Annotated in this window: 14 protein-coding genes; 9 read left to right on the top strand and 5 right to left on the bottom strand. The window is 50.3% G+C overall.

The features are described 5' to 3' along the window. The first annotated feature begins 120 nt into the window (after positions 1-120). The 7 genes from DESTI_RS23990 to DESTI_RS23960 all read left to right on the top strand — a co-directional run bounded on the left by DESTI_RS23990 (position 121) and on the right by DESTI_RS23960 (position 8,483). The gene (locus DESTI_RS23990; protein WP_052316100.1) at positions 121-330 is read left to right on the top strand and encodes a ferritin family protein; all 210 of its coding nucleotides are present in this window, start codon (positions 121-123) and stop codon (positions 328-330) included. Between the two features lie 223 nt (positions 331-553). Next, positions 554-2,065 (top strand): SagB family peptide dehydrogenase, encoded by a 1,512-nt coding sequence (locus DESTI_RS23985; RefSeq protein ID WP_014812563.1) that lies wholly within the window; start codon positions 554-556, stop codon positions 2,063-2,065. Between the two features lie 56 nt (positions 2,066-2,121). Further along, on the top strand, positions 2,122-2,349 hold the full coding sequence (locus DESTI_RS29405; RefSeq protein WP_052316099.1) for a rhodanese-like domain-containing protein: 228 nt from the start codon (positions 2,122-2,124) through the stop codon (positions 2,347-2,349). Positions 2,350-2,382: 33 nt separating this feature from the next. Continuing rightward, positions 2,383-2,958, top strand: coding sequence for a ferritin-like domain-containing protein (locus tag DESTI_RS23980; RefSeq protein WP_052316098.1), 576 nt, complete (start codon positions 2,383-2,385; stop codon positions 2,956-2,958). 434 nt (positions 2,959-3,392) lie between these two features. After that, positions 3,393-4,394, top strand: coding sequence for a YhdH/YhfP family quinone oxidoreductase (locus DESTI_RS23975; protein ID WP_014812560.1), 1,002 nt, complete (start codon positions 3,393-3,395; stop codon positions 4,392-4,394). Between the two features lie 633 nt (positions 4,395-5,027). Beyond that, positions 5,028-6,347 (top strand): SGNH/GDSL hydrolase family protein, encoded by a 1,320-nt coding sequence (locus DESTI_RS23965; protein WP_014812559.1) that lies wholly within the window; start codon positions 5,028-5,030, stop codon positions 6,345-6,347. A gap of 261 nt (positions 6,348-6,608) precedes the next feature. Next, positions 6,609-8,483 carry a hypothetical protein gene (locus DESTI_RS23960; RefSeq protein ID WP_014812558.1) on the top strand — a complete coding sequence of 625 codons (1,875 nt, stop codon included), beginning with the start codon at positions 6,609-6,611 and terminating at the stop codon, positions 8,481-8,483. A 20-nt stretch (positions 8,484-8,503) separates the two neighbouring features. Here the strand turns inward: DESTI_RS23960 and DESTI_RS23955 are convergent, their stop codons facing one another. Together DESTI_RS23955 and DESTI_RS23950 are read right to left on the bottom strand one after the other, a co-directional pair. Further along, the gene (locus tag DESTI_RS23955) at positions 8,504-9,091 is read right to left on the bottom strand and encodes a DNA integrity scanning protein DisA nucleotide-binding domain protein (protein ID WP_014812557.1); all 588 of its coding nucleotides are present in this window, start codon (positions 9,089-9,091) and stop codon (positions 8,504-8,506) included. A gap of 181 nt (positions 9,092-9,272) precedes the next feature. Then, positions 9,273-10,478, bottom strand: a complete 1,206-nt coding sequence (locus tag DESTI_RS23950; protein WP_014812556.1) for an MBL fold metallo-hydrolase — start codon at positions 10,476-10,478, stop codon at positions 9,273-9,275. A 208-nt stretch (positions 10,479-10,686) separates the two neighbouring features. Here DESTI_RS23950 and DESTI_RS29400 point away from each other — a divergent pair, with 208 nt between their 5' ends. Both DESTI_RS29400 and DESTI_RS23940 read left to right on the top strand, forming a co-directional pair. Continuing rightward, entirely contained in the window at positions 10,687-11,985 is a 1,299-nt protein-coding gene (locus DESTI_RS29400) for an HD-GYP domain-containing protein (protein ID WP_014812555.1), read from the top strand. Between the two features lie 22 nt (positions 11,986-12,007). Continuing rightward, positions 12,008-12,775 (top strand): SDR family NAD(P)-dependent oxidoreductase, encoded by a 768-nt coding sequence (locus DESTI_RS23940; RefSeq protein ID WP_014812554.1) that lies wholly within the window; start codon positions 12,008-12,010, stop codon positions 12,773-12,775. Positions 12,776-12,811: 36 nt separating this feature from the next. Here DESTI_RS23940 and DESTI_RS23935 read toward each other — a convergent pair whose 3' ends face one another. The 3 genes from DESTI_RS23935 to DESTI_RS23925 form a co-directional block, all read right to left on the bottom strand. After that, on the bottom strand, positions 12,812-13,861 hold the full coding sequence (locus DESTI_RS23935; protein WP_014812553.1) for a magnesium chelatase ATPase subunit I: 1,050 nt from the start codon (positions 13,859-13,861) through the stop codon (positions 12,812-12,814). A 998-nt stretch (positions 13,862-14,859) separates the two neighbouring features. Continuing rightward, positions 14,860-15,939, bottom strand: coding sequence for a chemotaxis protein CheB (locus DESTI_RS23930; protein ID WP_014812552.1), 1,080 nt, complete (start codon positions 15,937-15,939; stop codon positions 14,860-14,862). A gap of 2 nt (positions 15,940-15,941) precedes the next feature. Next, a complete protein-coding gene (locus DESTI_RS23925) occupies positions 15,942-16,730 on the bottom strand; it encodes a ParA family protein (protein WP_014812551.1) in 789 nt (262 codons plus the stop codon). Between the last annotated feature and the right edge of the window lie 11 nt (positions 16,731-16,741).

Below are 16,741 nucleotides of genomic sequence, written 5' to 3'. Positions count from 1 at the left end.
CCAGGGCAAAGTCGTATTTTCTTGACCAATAGAAGTCCCGCATTATAGTAATCGCATTGCATCAGCATTTGAAATTCGCAGGTAACGTTTTGTTTCGCCGGTCAGTGTGTTCAGGGATCGATGGTTCCCAACGTGACGGTATTCTACACAGCATGGCTGATCGAAAGAGATCTTAGCGAATTCTATGGACGAATGGCTGAAAAGACGGATGGCAAAGCTCGACAGGCTCTCGAACTCCTGGCAAGATGGGAGCAGGAGCATGAGAGATTTTTCCGGCAGTTCCGCGACAAATTATCGGAAGTCTACGCGAACATGCCCTGGGGCGGCTGAAATCTGAAGAGTGTCCGATTGTATATGGTCTGTGCACGCAGTTCACCGGTAAGTCCCCTTTCTCGAACAAGAACAGGCCTTCGAGAAGACCACTCAAAAATCCTGCCTCTTTTGCGGCAATTGGCGTGAAATTGCCACGATATTCCGAAAATAGGGCCAGTCTCGTTCGTCGGAGCGCAATTTTTAGCGAACAGTTTGCGTTCAAAAGGAGACGGAGCAAGTAATGACGGATCATGTACAGGAATTCCATCGCCGCACGAGTTATGAGCGCGGCAAGATAGCAGGGCCGCCATTGGACTGGGCCAATGAACCTGATGCATTCAAAATTTATCCCGGGCTGGAAACCATTTCGTTGATTCATCCAGCAAACGGCCCGGAAGACTATGTTTCCGATCTATTAGGAGAAAACCTCCAGTTTGACCATCATTTCGAGATGGACTTTACCAAGCTGTCGACTATTCTCAATAATACCCACGCAATGACCGCCAAAGCACGGTATAAGGATAAAGATTTCTTCTACCGCAGTATCGCATCTGCAGGCGCTCTGTATCCTTTTGAACTCTATGTGGGAGCCACAAATATTGCCGGTCTGGATGACGGCATTTACCACCATGCGATAGGACTGCAAAGTCTGGCAGTACTGGGGAAGGGTAGTATTTTGCCGGAACTCGCCCGCGGGGTTCAACTCTCGGAAGCGACCAGACCTACGGCGGTTTTCTTTATCACCGCGATCTTTTTCCGTAGCGCCTGGAAATATCGTACCCGCGCGTACCGTTATCATCTGTTGGACAGCGGACATATGCTCGAGAATCTCACTCTTGCGCTCAAAGCCATGCGAGCGCCGTACACGCTGTACTATGATTTCGACGATACGGTGATCAATCAGTTGCTCGGGCTTAATCCAAAACGTGAGGTGTGCCTGGCAATCGCCTGTACTCTCGGCAAAGAATATGAATCCGAGACGCAAGAAGAGCCGGCCAGAATTCCGCACGAAGCCATGCGGGCCAGTCAGGTCGCGCATGTTGAGACCGATTATCCCGCGATCAGAAAACTGCACAGGTTGTCCACGCCAATTCTCGACACGATGGAGCAGCCTGAAATGATCGATCACCTCGGATTGAAACCTCTACAGCAAACAAAGATCATGCTTCCTGAGAAATGGCCCGAGCTGGTCACGTATCCGGAGGCAGTGTTCAGACGACGATCGTTGCGCAATTTTGTTCAAGGGGAATTCAAGGCCGAAATATTCACGGGATTCTTGAAGATCTTGTGCTCTGAAGACAGCTCGCGTGAAGATGCGCCGTCAGGACTCAGCCGGTCAATCGCGGTAGGTTTTCTGGCCAATGAATCGACTGGGCTGGAACCGGGATTCTATCTTCTGGATCGAAAGGCGGCGGCTGTTTCCCTGGTTGCGCCCGGATTGTTCATGGAACGCATGGCTCACGTCTGCGTGGATCAGGAGTGGCTCGCGAATTGCTCAATTCATGTGCTTTTCATGGCCAATCTCCAGGTACTCAATGCAACGCGGGGTCCTCGCGGGTACAGACACGCATTCCTGGCGTCAGGCCGTTTAGGCCAGAGGCTGTACGTCGGCGCTGCATCCATGAGAATCGGTTGTTGCGGAATCGGAGCCTTCTATGATTATGAAGCATCGGAATTGCTCGGCCTGAATTCTGTCTCGAAGCTACTTTACCTGGTGGGAATCGGCCCAGTCAAAAAGTACGCATCCATATAGTAAGCTTTGGCACGCGTTTGGCCGAAGATGCGGAAAATTGGTAAAAGGGGGATCACATGTTTGAAAAGCTGAAACAGTATTTTACTCCCGCGGAATCCATGACCGCGGATGAAGCAAAAGACTACGTCAACAGCCACGAGGAAGGCTCGTTCACTCTTCTCGATGTCCGACAGCCGGGAGAGTACGAGAAAACACACATTCCGGGGGCCAAACTGGTTCCTGTAGCAGAGTTATCAGATTCCATCGACCAACTCGATCCCGAGAAGCCCGTCATTGTGTATTGAGCGATAGGCGGAAGGAGCCGAGTTGCGGCTCAGATGCTGGTCGGAAAAGGTTTCAAGAATGTTTATAACCTTTCTGGAGGAATTCACGCGTGGAACGGTCTCGAGGCCGAAGGACCTGTCGAGTTAAACATGGATTTGATAAAGGGTGACGAGACTCCCGCGCAGATAATCAAACTTGCTTATTCAATGGAAGAGAGTCTCGGAACTTTTTACAGGATTGCGAAAACGAAAACCGAAGACAAAGAGATAATTGGCATTCTCGATAATCTGGCGTCAATTGAAGAGAAGCACAAAGATTACCTCATTGACCTGCTCCAAGAGGCCGAGCCTGCTGCTCGAGAAGAATTGACTGCCCAGCGTCCGGAATCTCAAATCCTTGAGGGAGGATTTCGCATGGACGACTTCCTCAAACAAAACGAGCGCTTTTTGACACAGGTTTCTTCACTTCTGGACATGGCCATGATGCTGGAAACACAGGCGCTCGATCTATACCTCCGGTTTGCGGATAAAGCCGAGGACAACCGAACAAAAGACGTCCTGTTTAAAATAGGACAACAGGAAAAGCAGCATGTGGCAGCATTGGGGCGCTATCGGGAAAAGTATTCCTGAGATAAATGTGAGCATATGAAAGAGAGTTTCCGGGGAACCTTATTGATCGAGATTCCAACGACTTCGCCAACACACCGGGTAACCGAGTGGCACGGCACGGACGCCGGCCTAAACACGAGCCAGTAGCGGTCGGCCTCCGTGCCGGCCGAATTAGATTGATAAAAGCAAATGAGAGCAGAATTCTGAAGTTCATCCCACAATCGAATACAAGATATTAGTGGGGACCGGCGTCCCTGCCAGTCCATTCTATCGATATCATTGATCATATTAAAGATGTGCCGGCACGGAGGCACGGCACCCACCAATACTCCTAATCTTCTATCGGACACTAATCTTGCCCATTCTTATACTATTGGTCTTCCGCCGGTCACGTTTTTTGCATCTGAGCTGTCATATTATGGAGAGCAGCATCTCATTTCATAAAAGGGAATGGTATGAACCAAGAAACGTTTCGCGCACTGTTGGTCACTGAATCTTCCGAAAACTTGTTCACGCGAGAAATTGTGGATCGTTCCGTCTCTGAATTGCCGGCAGGCGATGTTCTGATAAGAGTGCGTTATTCATCCCTCAATTACAAAGACGCGCTTTCCTCTATCGGGAATCGAGGAGTGACCAGGCAGTATCCCCACACGCCTGGCGTGGATGCAGCCGGAATTGTCGAAACGAGCGCAGTGAAGGAATTCAGCGCCGGTGACGAAGTTATCGTAACGGGATTCGATCTGGGAATGAACACCTCCGGCGGTTTCGGACAATACGTTCGCGTCCCGGCAGAGTGGGTGGTGAGAAAATCTCCGAACCTTTCCCTCAGAGAAAGCATGATCTATGGAACTGCCGGATTTGCTGCGGGCCTGTCCGTGTTCAAACTCCTGGGAAATGGAGTTTCGGCCGATCAAGGAACGGTTCTCGTAACCGGAGCGCCTGGAGGTGTAGGAAGTATTGCTCTCAGCATCCTGGCCAAAACGGGTTTCCAGGTAGCTGCAGTGAATGGAAAGCAGGATGCCCGCGAATACCTCATGGAGCTGGGAGCGAAAGAGGTCCTCAGCATCGAGGATGCAACAGATACCTCTGAAAAGCCGTTGCTTAAGGCGCGCTGGGCAGGAGTCATCGACACGGTGGGAGGGCCGATCTTGTCCACGGCCCTGCGCTCGACCCACTACGGAGGAACCGTGACCTCCTGCGGCAATGCTGCTTCTCCTGTACTCTCATTGACGGTGTATCCTTTCATTCTCAGAGGGGTGAGCCTTCTCGGGATTGATTCGGTAAATTGTCCCAAGGGCCTGCGGCTGGAAATCTGGAACAGATTTGCCGGTGAATGGAAGCTGCCCCAACTGGAAAAGATTGCCACAGAGGTTTCTCTCGAGAATCTGGGGGAACGCATAGACATGATTCTCCAGGGAAAGCAGATCGGCCGCACTGTCGTGAATCTTGGAAGCTGATCGTATTCGGAGAATCTCCCTCGCTGCCGGTTAGATGGCGCGGGATTCTTTTCTGGTATTTTTTCTGATTGCAATCACATGAAGTTTCATCCGGCGTGTTCCTTCAGTTACCCACGGAGGTGAGAAGCTGGAGGCCATGTCATTGCGAGGAGCGGAGCGACGTGGCAATCTCCTGATACTTGCCTGCACCTTCAGGGGATTGCTTCGCTACGCTCGCAATGACAGGCATTCGAACGCTCTGGCATCAATGATGCGGTTCGCTTCGCTCACCGGCATCCTACGTACTCAAACAAAATACTCTCAAACCACCGCCCGAGACTGAAGCCCTACATTCCGGCAAAAAAAATGGTTTCAATCCCCCCTAGAAATATGTCATATTCGATATAATGTGGTAGTGGTATGCCTCTAAACCGAAGAATTTTGGCGATAACGTGAATGGTTGACCGTAAATTGTGTTGTGATGAAAGGTAATACCTGATTTTTTGGATATAATAGTCGGTAATCGTGCCATTAAAAGGCATTATTGTAGAAAATAGTTGCCATACGAAAAAGAATTGATACATCGCCCTGCACGTCCGTAGCGCGAACTGTTGTTCGGGCTCGTGACAGGCCTTTCAGGGTAAGGGGGCAGAATTGCAGCATTGCGAATCCTATCAACAAGGAAGTGATTACCATTCTCTTCTGCATGCATCCTGTCATTGCTGTGCCGATCTTGCAAAACGACTCTTTTTCTGGATTCTCTTACTATTACCTGTCTTCTGCGTAATAGAGTTGGCCTCCTACATATCCGTCAAGGAAAGTGTGCCCACGCGAATTCTCTATAGAGCGGAGTTAAGCCGGCGGATCCAGCCCGGCACTCCTGACTACTCGCAGAACCGACCCAAATTTGTTCAAGCTGCGGCCCCTGCAAGAGAATCGTCCGGACTTCTCCTGTTTCATCCGATTTTGGGCTGGGATTATCCCCCGGAGCTGGTACATGCAGACGCGCAGGCTGTTGTTTATACTCATGGAAAAATGGGCGAACGCAGGACCTGCACCAATTTCGATTCCACAATGATAGCTACATATGGCGATTCCTTCACCTATTGTGCCGAGGCGGGCGATGAAGATACGTGGCAGACTCATCTCGCCAGGAAGCTCGGCACAAACGTGCTCAATTTTGGTGTAGGAGGTTACGGTACGGATCAGGCTTTACTGAAATATGAAAACAACGGGCAATACGCAACGAAGATAGTACTTCTCTGCATCTTCCCTGAAAATATCAACAGGGTAGTGAACATCTACAGGCCCTTCTACACCTACCACGATCCTTTGAAGCTCACGAAACCAAGGTTCATGGCGGATGCTCAGGGAATAACCCTGGTCCCCAATCCCGTAACCAGCATAGCTGAATTATCCAAGCTGGACCAGGATTCGTTTCTCCAGGCTCTCGGAAAACTGGATTACTGGTACCAGCTCGATCGAAACTTGCCTCGGTTCAGGTTTCCCTATTCCCTTGCATTTTTTGAATGGAGCGAGTCCGTATTCAGTCAGCTTAGCTCACGAGTTTCCTGGCTTGCCGAGTATCATCAACCGCATGTCTGGGATCTCTTCAATCAAGCGGGTCCTCTGTCAATCATGTGCTATATAGCCGATCGTTTCGTAGCGATTGCGAAGGAACGGGGTGAAGAACCGATAATCGTACTCATGCCGCACAAGGATTATGTGAATGAACTGAAAGACTGTAAAATCAGTAGAATGGCCCAATTTATACAGTATCTCGATAGAAGAAATTATCATTGCATTGATGCCATTCGCTGCATGTGGGAGATGAATCCGAATCAGGAGCAACTCGAAGCATGGTACGGGGGGCATGCGACTCCGGCAGGGAATAAAATTGTTGCTGAAATATTGAATCGGGAGATCGGGCATCATCTGCAGATCGGTGCGTTGACGGATGCTCACCGGCCATAGGCTGAAAGGGAGTGAATGCAAATTGGTGTGTCGTGCTTAAGACCTGTCGTTTCAAGAGATCGAAACCATGGGTCTTCTTATTGTGAGCGCGCGTGGAAACAAAGTCGCTTCGAAGAAATGATGAGGAATTGACAAAACGGCTCTAGAATTGATTGATTGCTCGGTTCTTCTGTCTTTTACTATTTCTTTTAAGAACGGTTTCTGGTATTCTATACGATTAAGATCGGCTTAACCGCTGCTATTCGGTATGGTTAGAAGAACATGCATGTTCGAAAATACGATCTCTTGTGGATAACTGGAACGGGCCTCGTCGTCTACTGTTTTGTTCTTACGGCGATAACAGGAGATATAGGATTCGAAGGAGACGATTGGTGGATACTCAGTTGGCCATATTGGAATGAGTTTCCCAAATCGGTCTGGATCTACGCGAGAGAATCGCTTCGACCACTTGAGGGCGTTTACTGGATCGGACTTTTTGAGCTGTTCGGCTTTAACAAGATAGTGTTTCATCTATTTTCACTTTTGCTTTTGGCGGGTGCTTCCCTGTTGATGGGGTTCGCACTTGCGAAAGCATTTCCGAATCGTAAGAATTTCTCAACGCTGGCTGTTTTAATAGCCTTTTTCCTTCCCACCTTGTCTTGCCTGACATACGTATTGGCCACAGATAACGGGCGCCTCAGTATGCTGCTTTTCTGGGCATGCGTTCTGGCTTTTCAGAAATGGGCCGAAGGCCCGCAGTCCTGGCCGCGACTTCTGCCTCCAGTGGCTATTTACGTTGCGGCATTTCTCACGTATGAAGCTCCGACTCTCCTGATTTTTGCGATTCCGCTGTTGGTTTTGCCCGTACATACTCGCTCTGCATCGGAATCGTCGAACCGAGATTTTGCCCTTAAACTCGGCACTGCAGTCTGTATGGCCTTGGTTATAGCAATTAGTATCAGGTTCACCATCTTGAGCGGTGGCGCTGTCGGACACAGACATCTCTTGCCCCCTGTGGATCTTCTGTGGTCCTATCTTGCATTGCTGCCATATTATCTCGCAGCCCCTTTCGCCAGTCTGCCCGTTTCCATGACTGAGTTCATCCTGGCTGCGGCTATCATGGGATTGGCTCTCATTGCAGTCTATTCTGGACTCCGGTCCGCTTCAGTGTCTCGAAGTTCATGTTCCTGGGTGGATGGAAACGGTTACATCGCGCTGGTGGGAATTGTAATTTTGCTGCTGGGAATGATGCCGTACCAACTCGCGGGCTATGGAAGCGTTATCCCGCGATTGGAAGAGACGGTATTGGCTAAATGGGGGTTCATTCCTAACGGCAATACAGCATGGTTCAATTTTAACTGGTCCAGCAGGATTTATTCTTCCGCGAGCTTCGGACTGGCAATTCTCATCGCCTTATTGGCTACCTTGCCGCGTAACCTGCTGCTCAAACGAGTCGCCGGTCTCGCAGTGGTAGTGTTCGTTGGATTGGCGGTATTGTTCCACGCAGGCCTTCGAAAGGATTGGCAGGAAGCTGCCCAGATCAGAAATAATCTCGTGAAAAGCCTTATCAGTGAAGTGCCCGAAGTGAAACCCGGGACAAACCTTCTGTTCCTCAATTTGGATAGCAGCCATCGACGTGCTGCTGTTTTTCGAGGCTGGGGAGGACTGCGGGAACTGGTTCGAATGTTGTACGGAGAAAAAGCGATTAATGCCTGGTTTCTGTACCCCACCAGGTGCATCTGGCCTAACACGGTGTTCCAGCAAGCAATCGTCACTCAAAAGGGCTTCGTAACCCGCGGGATGAAAATCAACCAGCCCGTTTCCCTCGACAGCCTTGTTATTCTGAAGAAAGAGGGTTCAAGTTTTACCTTGTTGGACGGCATCAACTCGCCCGACGGAATTTCACCTACCGGAATACTATGGAAAGACACGCGGGCAATCAAGTCGAATCAAAATCGTATTGTTACATGGTCGCACGAAGGCTATTTCCCCAGAAAGTACGTGCGGAATGCTCTGGAGAGCGGTTTGATCTCAACACTGCGTTTGTCTGGCGTTCGACTCGGTTTCAAATTGGCAAACCGATGGTCGTTGGCTTTTTGCGATCGCCGAATCGGCAAGTCAGTATTCCGCGGAATTCACGGTAACATCAATCGATAGCCCGATACATACCGACTGAGTCATGTGCACGACAAAGAAGAAAAGTCAGAAATCTGCGTGCCCAGATTGGCTATTTGTGCATTACGGCTGTAATGGCTGAACAGCCACAACTCAGGAATTATTTCTGAAACCATCTCGCCGTTATCAAAAACCCGCACAATCGAGCTTTCCGAGACTACAACACTTACAGCTTTCGTAGCCCGGCTGATGGATGCCGCCGCCATATGTCGCGCACCCAAACCCAAAGGCATCCGGATGTCATCAGCGGAAGCGTTGAGATACCTGCACGCAGAGACCACAATGCCCTGGTCGGAAATAACGAAAGCGCCATCAAGTTGAGCGAGTTCCTTTATGGTCTCTCTCACGTTAGGATCGTGTATCTGCTTCAATTCGGGATCATGCCCGAAAAGAGGATCCAGAATAAGACTTCTCGAGTTCTTCAGAACTTCTTGAGTATCGGCTACGACGAAGATAGTACCGATGCGTCTGCCTTCGCGACCTTCCCGAGCAATCTCCACGGCAAGCAGCAGAACACGCTCCAATATTTCGGGATTTACTCCTTTGCAGGCAGAACATACTTTGCACAGAACTTCTTTAAAATCCGTCATTCGTTAACCCTCCCCGTTGTCATGCCCGATCCACGGTCAAGTGAGCCGCAAATTGGAGATACGTCCAGAAAATTCTCGCAACTTAGAGCGAGCACAGAGACACGATTCGATCGCTCGTTCTCGGTGCACCCAGTTCACAGTGTTTTCGGATACTGCTGAGACCTGCCCGCGAACGGATCTGCTAATACTTCATGATGGGTTTGTTCTTTTTGTCTGCAATAAGTTGGCAGATCCTGTCGTACACCCGATCGAAATCTTCCCGATTTCTCATAAAGTAATGCACTCCATCCTCGATACGGAAGCGTTGCAGCCCATCGACCATGAACAGCAGTTGCATATGAACCAATGCTTCTGTTCCGGCAAGGAAGTTAAATTTTTCCGGGTCTACATACGTATCGAAATATCCCGGCGTAGTGGCAATATCCCAGACGCTCTTCGGAGTAGAACACGCTTCCCAAGTGAATGCGAGACGATCTCTATGGTGTTCCCGCAGAAAAGCTACTCGGGACTTCAGGTCCGTAATTTCTTCCCCGTGCGCAGGTAGCACGAGTTCAATGTCATCGTATGTCGCAAGCTCTTCCAGTGTCTGAAGATAAACGAGCAGGTCATCGGGATGCGGGGTTATGGGATTGAGCAAAACGTCTCCGCACAGAAGCACTTTTTTTCCGTGCTCAGGTCCGACGATCGCTCCAATGCTTCCGGGAGAGTGACCCGGCAGGTGTTGTATTCGGATATCGGGAATCTTTTTCCCTTGTACCTCGAGATACTGATTCCGGAAAATGGGTTCATCCACCGGAACTGATAATCCGTGGGATTCCAAGTCGAGCCCTGCAAAAATCCGGTCCCTGTTTCCCGGCTGTGCTGAAATCGCTCTTGGCATTCCGGTGGCTTCCATTTGCTCCTGACGAGAAACCCAATTGTAAAGCATGCTCCAGGGATTACATATGTTCGGTGTATCGAGAATATGGGCAGAAATGGATGCAGACGTGCGATCGAGCAAGAACCGCGCAAGGAGAAAATGATCCGGATGCCCGTGAGTAAAGAGCAGGCTCTTGATATCCGAGAACGATATTCCTGCTGCCTCCAGCCCGTCAGTCAACTCGTTTTCGCTGTGATTCGGTTCCAGGCCCTCGACTTCACCGGGCATAGGCTGATTTCGCAAATTATAGAAGAACGCCTTTGCAAATTTCGTCGGGATTCCCGCATCCACCATGACCGTGGTCTCGTTCTTAATAAGGTACACGTTTGTCGGGCCGGGACCGATCAAGTCAGGGCAAAAAGTCTTGATCCTGACAATTCGTGTACTGCTGTCAGATAGGGTGTATTCTCTGACTCCTCCACTGTCCGCGAGGGTATCCTCAATCAAATCGGTTGCGTGTATCGTCATATGGAGAATCGTGCCTCCTTGTTCACTGAAGATCTTATCTGTATCACACAGAAACATTTTAGCAATGTTCAGGAAGATCTTCACTCTGTGGGCCGGTTAAATGACAAGAGGAACACGAATTGTCGGTATTGCCCGGAAACCGTGCAACAAACAAGTTTCCAGGTGGCTCTTTTTCATGTACATTCACACCTGAAGGTAGAGAATCCATATGGCGAAAGCAGCTATTGACGCCCAAAGTGCTGCAGATGATGTGAGAGCCGGTCTCGATGACGCGGCGCTTATGAAGAAATATGCTCTATCGGCCAGAGGGCTTCAGAGTCTTTTTCGAAAACTGATCTCAGCGGGCATCCTGACACAACGCGAACTCGACACGAGAATGTCGGAGACCGATACGTCTATCGTCCTGGATCTCTCCATTCCTGTAAGGCCCGAAAAATCGGAAACATTTGCTCGCGAGTTGGCTGTCATGGTTATTTCCAGAGACCCTTCCTTGCTCATAAACGTACGGGAGTTGCTGGAAATAGAAGTTATACAAGTTTTCGGAAGTATCGATCCCGATTCTGATTTTTTTGAGCGGGCTCAACCGCAGGTCGTCGTTGCAGATTTGGATCCGGGCCAGAGCGATTTGCAGGACATTTTTTCGAGCCTGAGGCGCTTGAGGCGTTTTGTGCCTGTCCTCGCTGTGGTCAGTTCAGCGAGAGAACGTGCATTACAGGGAATTCCCAAAGGAATTTTCGATTTACTCGATAAACCCGTCGACGCGGGACTGTTTGTCTTTGCTGTCCGCAGAGCTCTCACACATGCCGAGCTCATGCATTCCAAACCGGGGGCAGCTCTGATTGCTGCACATGATAAGACCGTAAGAGCCTTTGAACAGATAAGAGAAGCACAGGATAACGCCATTCTCGCTCTTGCCAAGTTGATGGAATCCAGGGAAGGCCGGGGGTCTCATTTGCAACGGATTCGCAATTATTGTCGTGTTCTTTGCGTATGTGCGTCAGAACAGGAATCATTTCGGGATCTTTTGACGGCAGAGTACATTGAGGATTTGGTACGCGCGAGCATTCTTCACGATGTGGGAAAGGCGACCATGTCGGATGCGGCACTTTATGGGACTGAATGGTCGGATCGTGAAGTGTTGAAACAGCATCCGGTATTCGGCGGACGCGCCCTCGAGGAAGCAGTAAACCGGCTCGGCAGGGACAGTTTTCTTTCGGTCGGAATGGAAATCGCCTACTACCACCATGAGCACTGGGATGGATCCGGGTATCCGTTTGGATTACGCGATCGTGAAATACCGTTTGCAGCCCGAATTTTTGCGATTGCAGATGCGTACGAGCATATGACCTCGAACTCCGGCGAAAAAAAGCCGCTTTCTCACGCAGAGGCTGTGGAGTCTATCATCGAAAATAAAGGTATCCGTTTCGATCCCGAATTGGTGGAAATCTTCCTGGAGGCAGAGAACGAATTCCGGCACATACTGGCAAATAAATCAGGTGAAATATAACCACGCTCGAGGGAGGTATCGAATGTCGTATGTACCTGATCTTACAGAGAAGATCGCTATCGTAACAGGCGGAGGAAAAGGTATCGGCAAGGCAATTGCTCTGGGATTAGCCAAATGCGGGGCAAAGGTGGTCATTGCGGCAAGAACCGTCCCGGAAATCGAAGCGGTAGCAGACGAAATCAGGTCTACAGGGGGATCGGCTCACGCGAAAATGACGGATCTTACGCAGAGCGATCAGATAGACGCACTTGTCCAGGAGGCAGTCAACGTCTTCGGAGGTGTGGATATTTTGGTCAACAATGCAGCCAGGAGTTTTTTGAGACCGTTGATCGACCTCAGGGAAGATGGATTCGATAAGATTTTCGATACGAATGTAAAGGGTACATTTCTGCTCAGCAGGGCGGCAGCAAAGATTATGATGCAGCGCGGAGGCGGGCGGATAGTGAATGTTACTACTGTCGGCGCTGAACGTGGCGGTCCTATGATGGGCGCATATTTTGCCAGTAAAGCCGCCGTGAAGATGCTCACCATGTGCATGGCTACGGAGTGGGCATCCATGAATATTCTTGTGAATGCAGTCGGCCCCGGTATAACGAGAACCCATTTCAGTCAGCCGATCTGGACCAATCCTGAATTGGAGCGTCAACTCGTCAGTCATATCCCTCAGGGCAGGATTGCGGAACCCGAGGATATCGTGGGTGCAGTCCTCTTTCTGTGCTCAGATGCAGCGAGTTTCATCACAGGACAGACTATCTATGTGGACGGCGGCACACTTGCTACCGGTGCATAGATACATAATCGATATTCCTTAGTTGAAGCGACAATTTCATGAATGTTGTTTGCTCAGAGAGTCTCTCAGCACCTTCACATCGACAGCAACATCCTGGAGCGGCTGTCTGCGAACCCGGTGTGGAAGAGCGAGCTCTGCTGCCGCATTCACGTCTTCCACGGTAACGTCTGTACGGTTGTCGTACGCTGCCAGTGCTTTAGCGGCTTTCAAAGTGACTATGTCGCCACGATGACCGTCAACTCCTACATCCAGGCAATAGCGTGCAATCTCCATGAGGATGGATCGATCGACGGTTATTCGGGAATACAGATCCACAGCATTCCGGATTTTTTCCACAACAGCGGCAGATTCGTTGTCCCATTCTTGTGCGAATCCTGTCGGATCTTCCTCAAATCTGAGACGCCTTTCCATGATTTCCACGCGGGACGAGCTGTCGCGAATTCCTTCGATGGTAACGCACAGGCCGAAGCGGTCCAATAGTTGCGGCCGGAGTTCCCCTTCTTCAGGATTCATTGTGCCCACGAGCGTGAATTGTGCCGGATGGGTAAAAGAGACGCCCTCTCGTTCAACTGTGTTGATTCCCATTGCTGCGGAATCCAGCAGGACATCCACGAGGTGATCGTCCAGTAAGTTCACCTCGTCCACATAGAGAATTCCCCGATGAGCTTCCGCCAGAATTCCCGGTTCGATACGTTTTTCGCCTTTCTTTAACGCATGCTCCAGGTCCAGAGTGCCGATAAGCCTGTCTTCTGTGGCTCCGACAGGGAGTTCGATCACTCTCGTTTTGCGAAGATCTGAATCAGGACGCCCGCCGTCCAGGCGAATGCGGCGGCAATCGTGCTTCCAACATTCCAGGCATACTTCGTGAGCTGCTTCAGGAGACAACTGAAAAGGACACTCCCGAACAACTTCGATCAGTGGCAGCAGATCTGCCAAAGCTCGTACGGCCGTTGATTTGGCTGTGCCCTTTTCGCCGCGTATGAGCACACCACCGATTGCAGGGTTGATAACATTGAGAATGAGCCCGAGCTTCATTCTTTGTTGACCGACAATGGCTGCGAAAGGATAGATTGTCTTTGTGTTCATGAAAATCTCATCTTGATGCTAGTTCATCTGAGAGTTATAGATGTTCTCAAAAGTTCTGACGTTTTGCGATTGAAATCGGACAATATGGAAGTGCCCTGCAATTTCACTCACGCGGCGGCGCGGCCTCTATGCCCCGAAGGGGGCGGCCTAACAGTAGCCGTGGGTGTCAGAAGCTGTCTCAAAAGTCGAAATTCATCCCAAATCGTGGCACGAAATTCTCATCATCTTCACGGCCTGATTGTAGGGGCGCCCCTCGTGGGTGCCCGGTAGTGACCGGCCTCCGTGCCGGTCATTGCGGAAGGGCAGGCACGAGACCTGCCCCTACAAGGATGATGAATCGTGGCACGATGTGTTGTGCATTCGAGAATTTTGAGACAGTTTGGTAAACCCACGGAAAGAGACACACCAAATCCTCTGTTTCAGGACCCTGAAGGGGTTCACCAACAACATTCGGCAATCATTGCCTGTTGGTCGACCCTTTCAGGGTGCAAAATCTGTTGAGCCAGGCGCAACTAAGCGATTACGTAGCACCCGCAATCAACTCGTGATTATTTTCGAGAACCGCTATAGTCAGAAATTCTGGTGATGGCTGTTCCTGGTCCGGCGGATCAGGTAGGGACATTCCTTGTGGTGCCCGGTAGCGACCTCTCTTATACCGATTCTCGAAAGTAATCACGGATTGTGAAGAGCAGTTCCCAGCAATTGGTAGCGCCGGCCTCCGTGCCGGCGAACAATTCACCAAACAAATCAATAAGTTCTCGCCGACAGGGACGCCGGCGCTACTGATTCTTCTCATTGCAGGCATTGGATTCCGTCAAGACTTTCGATAACCGCTATAATTCCAGGAGAGCAATTCCTGCCAAATCGGACTGCTTCTGCATGAGAGCCGATCGGATGCGGGATTTTCGCCCTCCCGCAAGGCAGATCAATCCTCTGGACCAGTATGCCAGATCTTGTTTGGTTATGAGATTCGTCGGGTTGAGCAGAGCACGTCTTTATCACGTGTCAGATTCAGATTGTTCCGATGGCGGTCGTTTCGACAGGTAATCTGCGATACAGTAATCCGCAAGAATTCTATGTACGGAACATTTTTCCAGTACGGCTATCGGCATAGATGGATCCATGCAACTGTTGATATCCTGTACCATTGTCGTTCCTTTGGCCTCGTGAATTGCCGCGATTCCTTCCGCTCCGTCGTTTCCGGCTCCACTCATCACAACGCCGATGACACGCTCCCCCAGGTTGTGGGCAGCGGATTTCATCACGTGATCGATTGCTCCTTCATCTCCGTTCGCGGAAGAGGGTGCAAGACTTAGAGTTCCGTCAGTGCTCTGGATTTCCAAGAGTCGATCTCGCGAGCACAAATAGCAAGCCCCTCTTTCAGGTATGAAAGGCCCGGTGATTGCCTGTACCGGGACAACACTGTGCGCATCCAGGTACACTGCAAACGGTTCCAAATAGCGGTCGGAAACAAGAATTACGGCTATGAGCACGTCCGAAAATTCCGAAGTCAGGCCGGGAATAATGCGCAGAAGGCTGTAATAACCGCCTGTTCCGGCACCGATGATCACAAAACGAGTCGAATCGAGAATGCTGCCTTTGGGGACCTTCTCGTCTCGGCGTATGGGAGCAGACATCTTGATGTACTTGGACCGACCCGAACGAATAGCTGCCGCGCGTTTCACCTTGCCGATTATGTCGGCTTTTTGAGCGTCCAGGTTTTCGTCTTCTCTCCGGGACGGTTTTGCGATCACATCGATCGCGCCATATTTCAGGGCGTCGAATGTAGTCCTGGCCCCTTCTTTTGTAAGTGCGCTGATCATGACCGTCGGAACGGAATACTTGACCATAATGTGTTTCAAAGCCGTAATTCCGTTCATTCTCGGCATCTCAACGTCCATGGTAACTACATCCGGACTAAGCTCCTTGACCATGGTGAGCGCTTCAAGGCCGTCCTTGGCACGTCCTACTACGTGAAGACTGTCATCCTCACTGAGAATGCTTGCTATCTGACGACTCATCAGCGCAGAGTCGTCCACCACAAGCACTCGGATTTTGTCCTGTCCGTCGCGAGTCATAGTTATTTGCCCTTGAGGCCTGCCTCTCTCGCCAAAATTTCTCTGGCAAGCTGAATGTAAGCTCTGGCTCCGGGTGATTCCAAATCATATGCAATTACGGGCTGCTGGCGGGAAGGCACTTCGGCGAGTTTCGGGTCTCGCGGAATAATGGTTCTAAACACGTGCTCTTTCAAGTATTGCCTCACCTCTTGGACAACTTTCACTGTAAAGCCTGCCCGTTTGTCGGCCATCGTGAGGAGAAAGCCGAAAATACCCAGCTTGGTGTTATGAAATCTTCTTACCTCCAAGGCAGTTCGGAGCACTCTGCCTACAGTAGCCATGGAAGCATATTCGCACTGAATAGGGACGAGATATGAATCACATGCTATTAGCGCTGCAAAGGTTGGATTATCCAGTCTTGGGGGGCAATCCACGAATATATAATCGTATTTATCTTTGATATGACTGAGAAACTGATTGAGGCACTGAACGTTTTTCTGGAGAAGTTCAGCATAGAGAGCCTCATCAGCCATGGAGCGAATATTCGTCGGCATCAGGTCGAGCCGCGGCAAACGGGGATGGGCGCGATAGGTGGCTCCAATTGCCGACGCACCATTCTGAAGTAGTTCGAACACTCCTACGGAAGTATCTGCAGGGTCAAGCCCGAAGCATTTGTCCAGCCCGCATTGCGGATCAAGGCCGATCAGCAAAACTTTCCGTTTGATAGCCGATAAACACGCTCCGAGATTCACTGCAGTAGTGGTTTTGCCGACCCCGCCTTTTTGGCTGACGATCGCTATGAGCTGGCCCATGAATTTGGACT

Origin of the sequence: Desulfomonile tiedjei DSM 6799 (assembly GCF_000266945.1) — a bacterium.
Lineage (GTDB): Bacteria > Desulfobacterota > Desulfomonilia > Desulfomonilales > Desulfomonilaceae > Desulfomonile > Desulfomonile tiedjei.
This window is presented reverse-complemented; position numbering and strand designations above follow the sequence as displayed.

Excerpts from the sequence above, each read along its gene's own strand:
- DESTI_RS23990 (WP_052316100.1), top strand. The coding sequence starts at position 121 with ATGGTTCCCAACGTGACGGTATTCTACACAGCATGGCTGATCGAAAGA.
- DESTI_RS23975 (WP_014812560.1), top strand. The coding sequence starts at position 3,393 with ATGAACCAAGAAACGTTTCGCGCACTGTTGGTCACTGAATCTTCCGAA.
- DESTI_RS29400 (WP_014812555.1), top strand. The coding sequence starts at position 10,687 with ATGGCGAAAGCAGCTATTGACGCCCAAAGTGCTGCAGATGATGTGAGA.
- DESTI_RS23940 (WP_014812554.1), top strand. The coding sequence starts at position 12,008 with ATGTCGTATGTACCTGATCTTACAGAGAAGATCGCTATCGTAACAGGC.
- DESTI_RS23950 (WP_014812556.1), bottom strand. The coding sequence starts at position 10,478 with ATGACGATACACGCAACCGATTTGATTGAGGATACCCTCGCGGACAGT.
- DESTI_RS23955 (WP_014812557.1), bottom strand. The coding sequence starts at position 9,091 with ATGACGGATTTTAAAGAAGTTCTGTGCAAAGTATGTTCTGCCTGCAAA.
- DESTI_RS29405 (WP_052316099.1), top strand. The coding sequence starts at position 2,122 with ATGTTTGAAAAGCTGAAACAGTATTTTACTCCCGCGGAATCCATGACC.
- DESTI_RS23925 (WP_014812551.1), bottom strand. The coding sequence starts at position 16,730 with ATGGGCCAGCTCATAGCGATCGTCAGCCAAAAAGGCGGGGTCGGCAAA.
- DESTI_RS23935 (WP_014812553.1), bottom strand. The coding sequence starts at position 13,861 with ATGAACACAAAGACAATCTATCCTTTCGCAGCCATTGTCGGTCAACAA.
- DESTI_RS23980 (WP_052316098.1), top strand. The coding sequence starts at position 2,383 with ATGCTGGTCGGAAAAGGTTTCAAGAATGTTTATAACCTTTCTGGAGGA.
- DESTI_RS23930 (WP_014812552.1), bottom strand. The coding sequence starts at position 15,939 with ATGACTCGCGACGGACAGGACAAAATCCGAGTGCTTGTGGTGGACGAC.
- DESTI_RS23985 (WP_014812563.1), top strand. The coding sequence starts at position 554 with ATGACGGATCATGTACAGGAATTCCATCGCCGCACGAGTTATGAGCGC.
- DESTI_RS23960 (WP_014812558.1), top strand. The coding sequence starts at position 6,609 with ATGCATGTTCGAAAATACGATCTCTTGTGGATAACTGGAACGGGCCTC.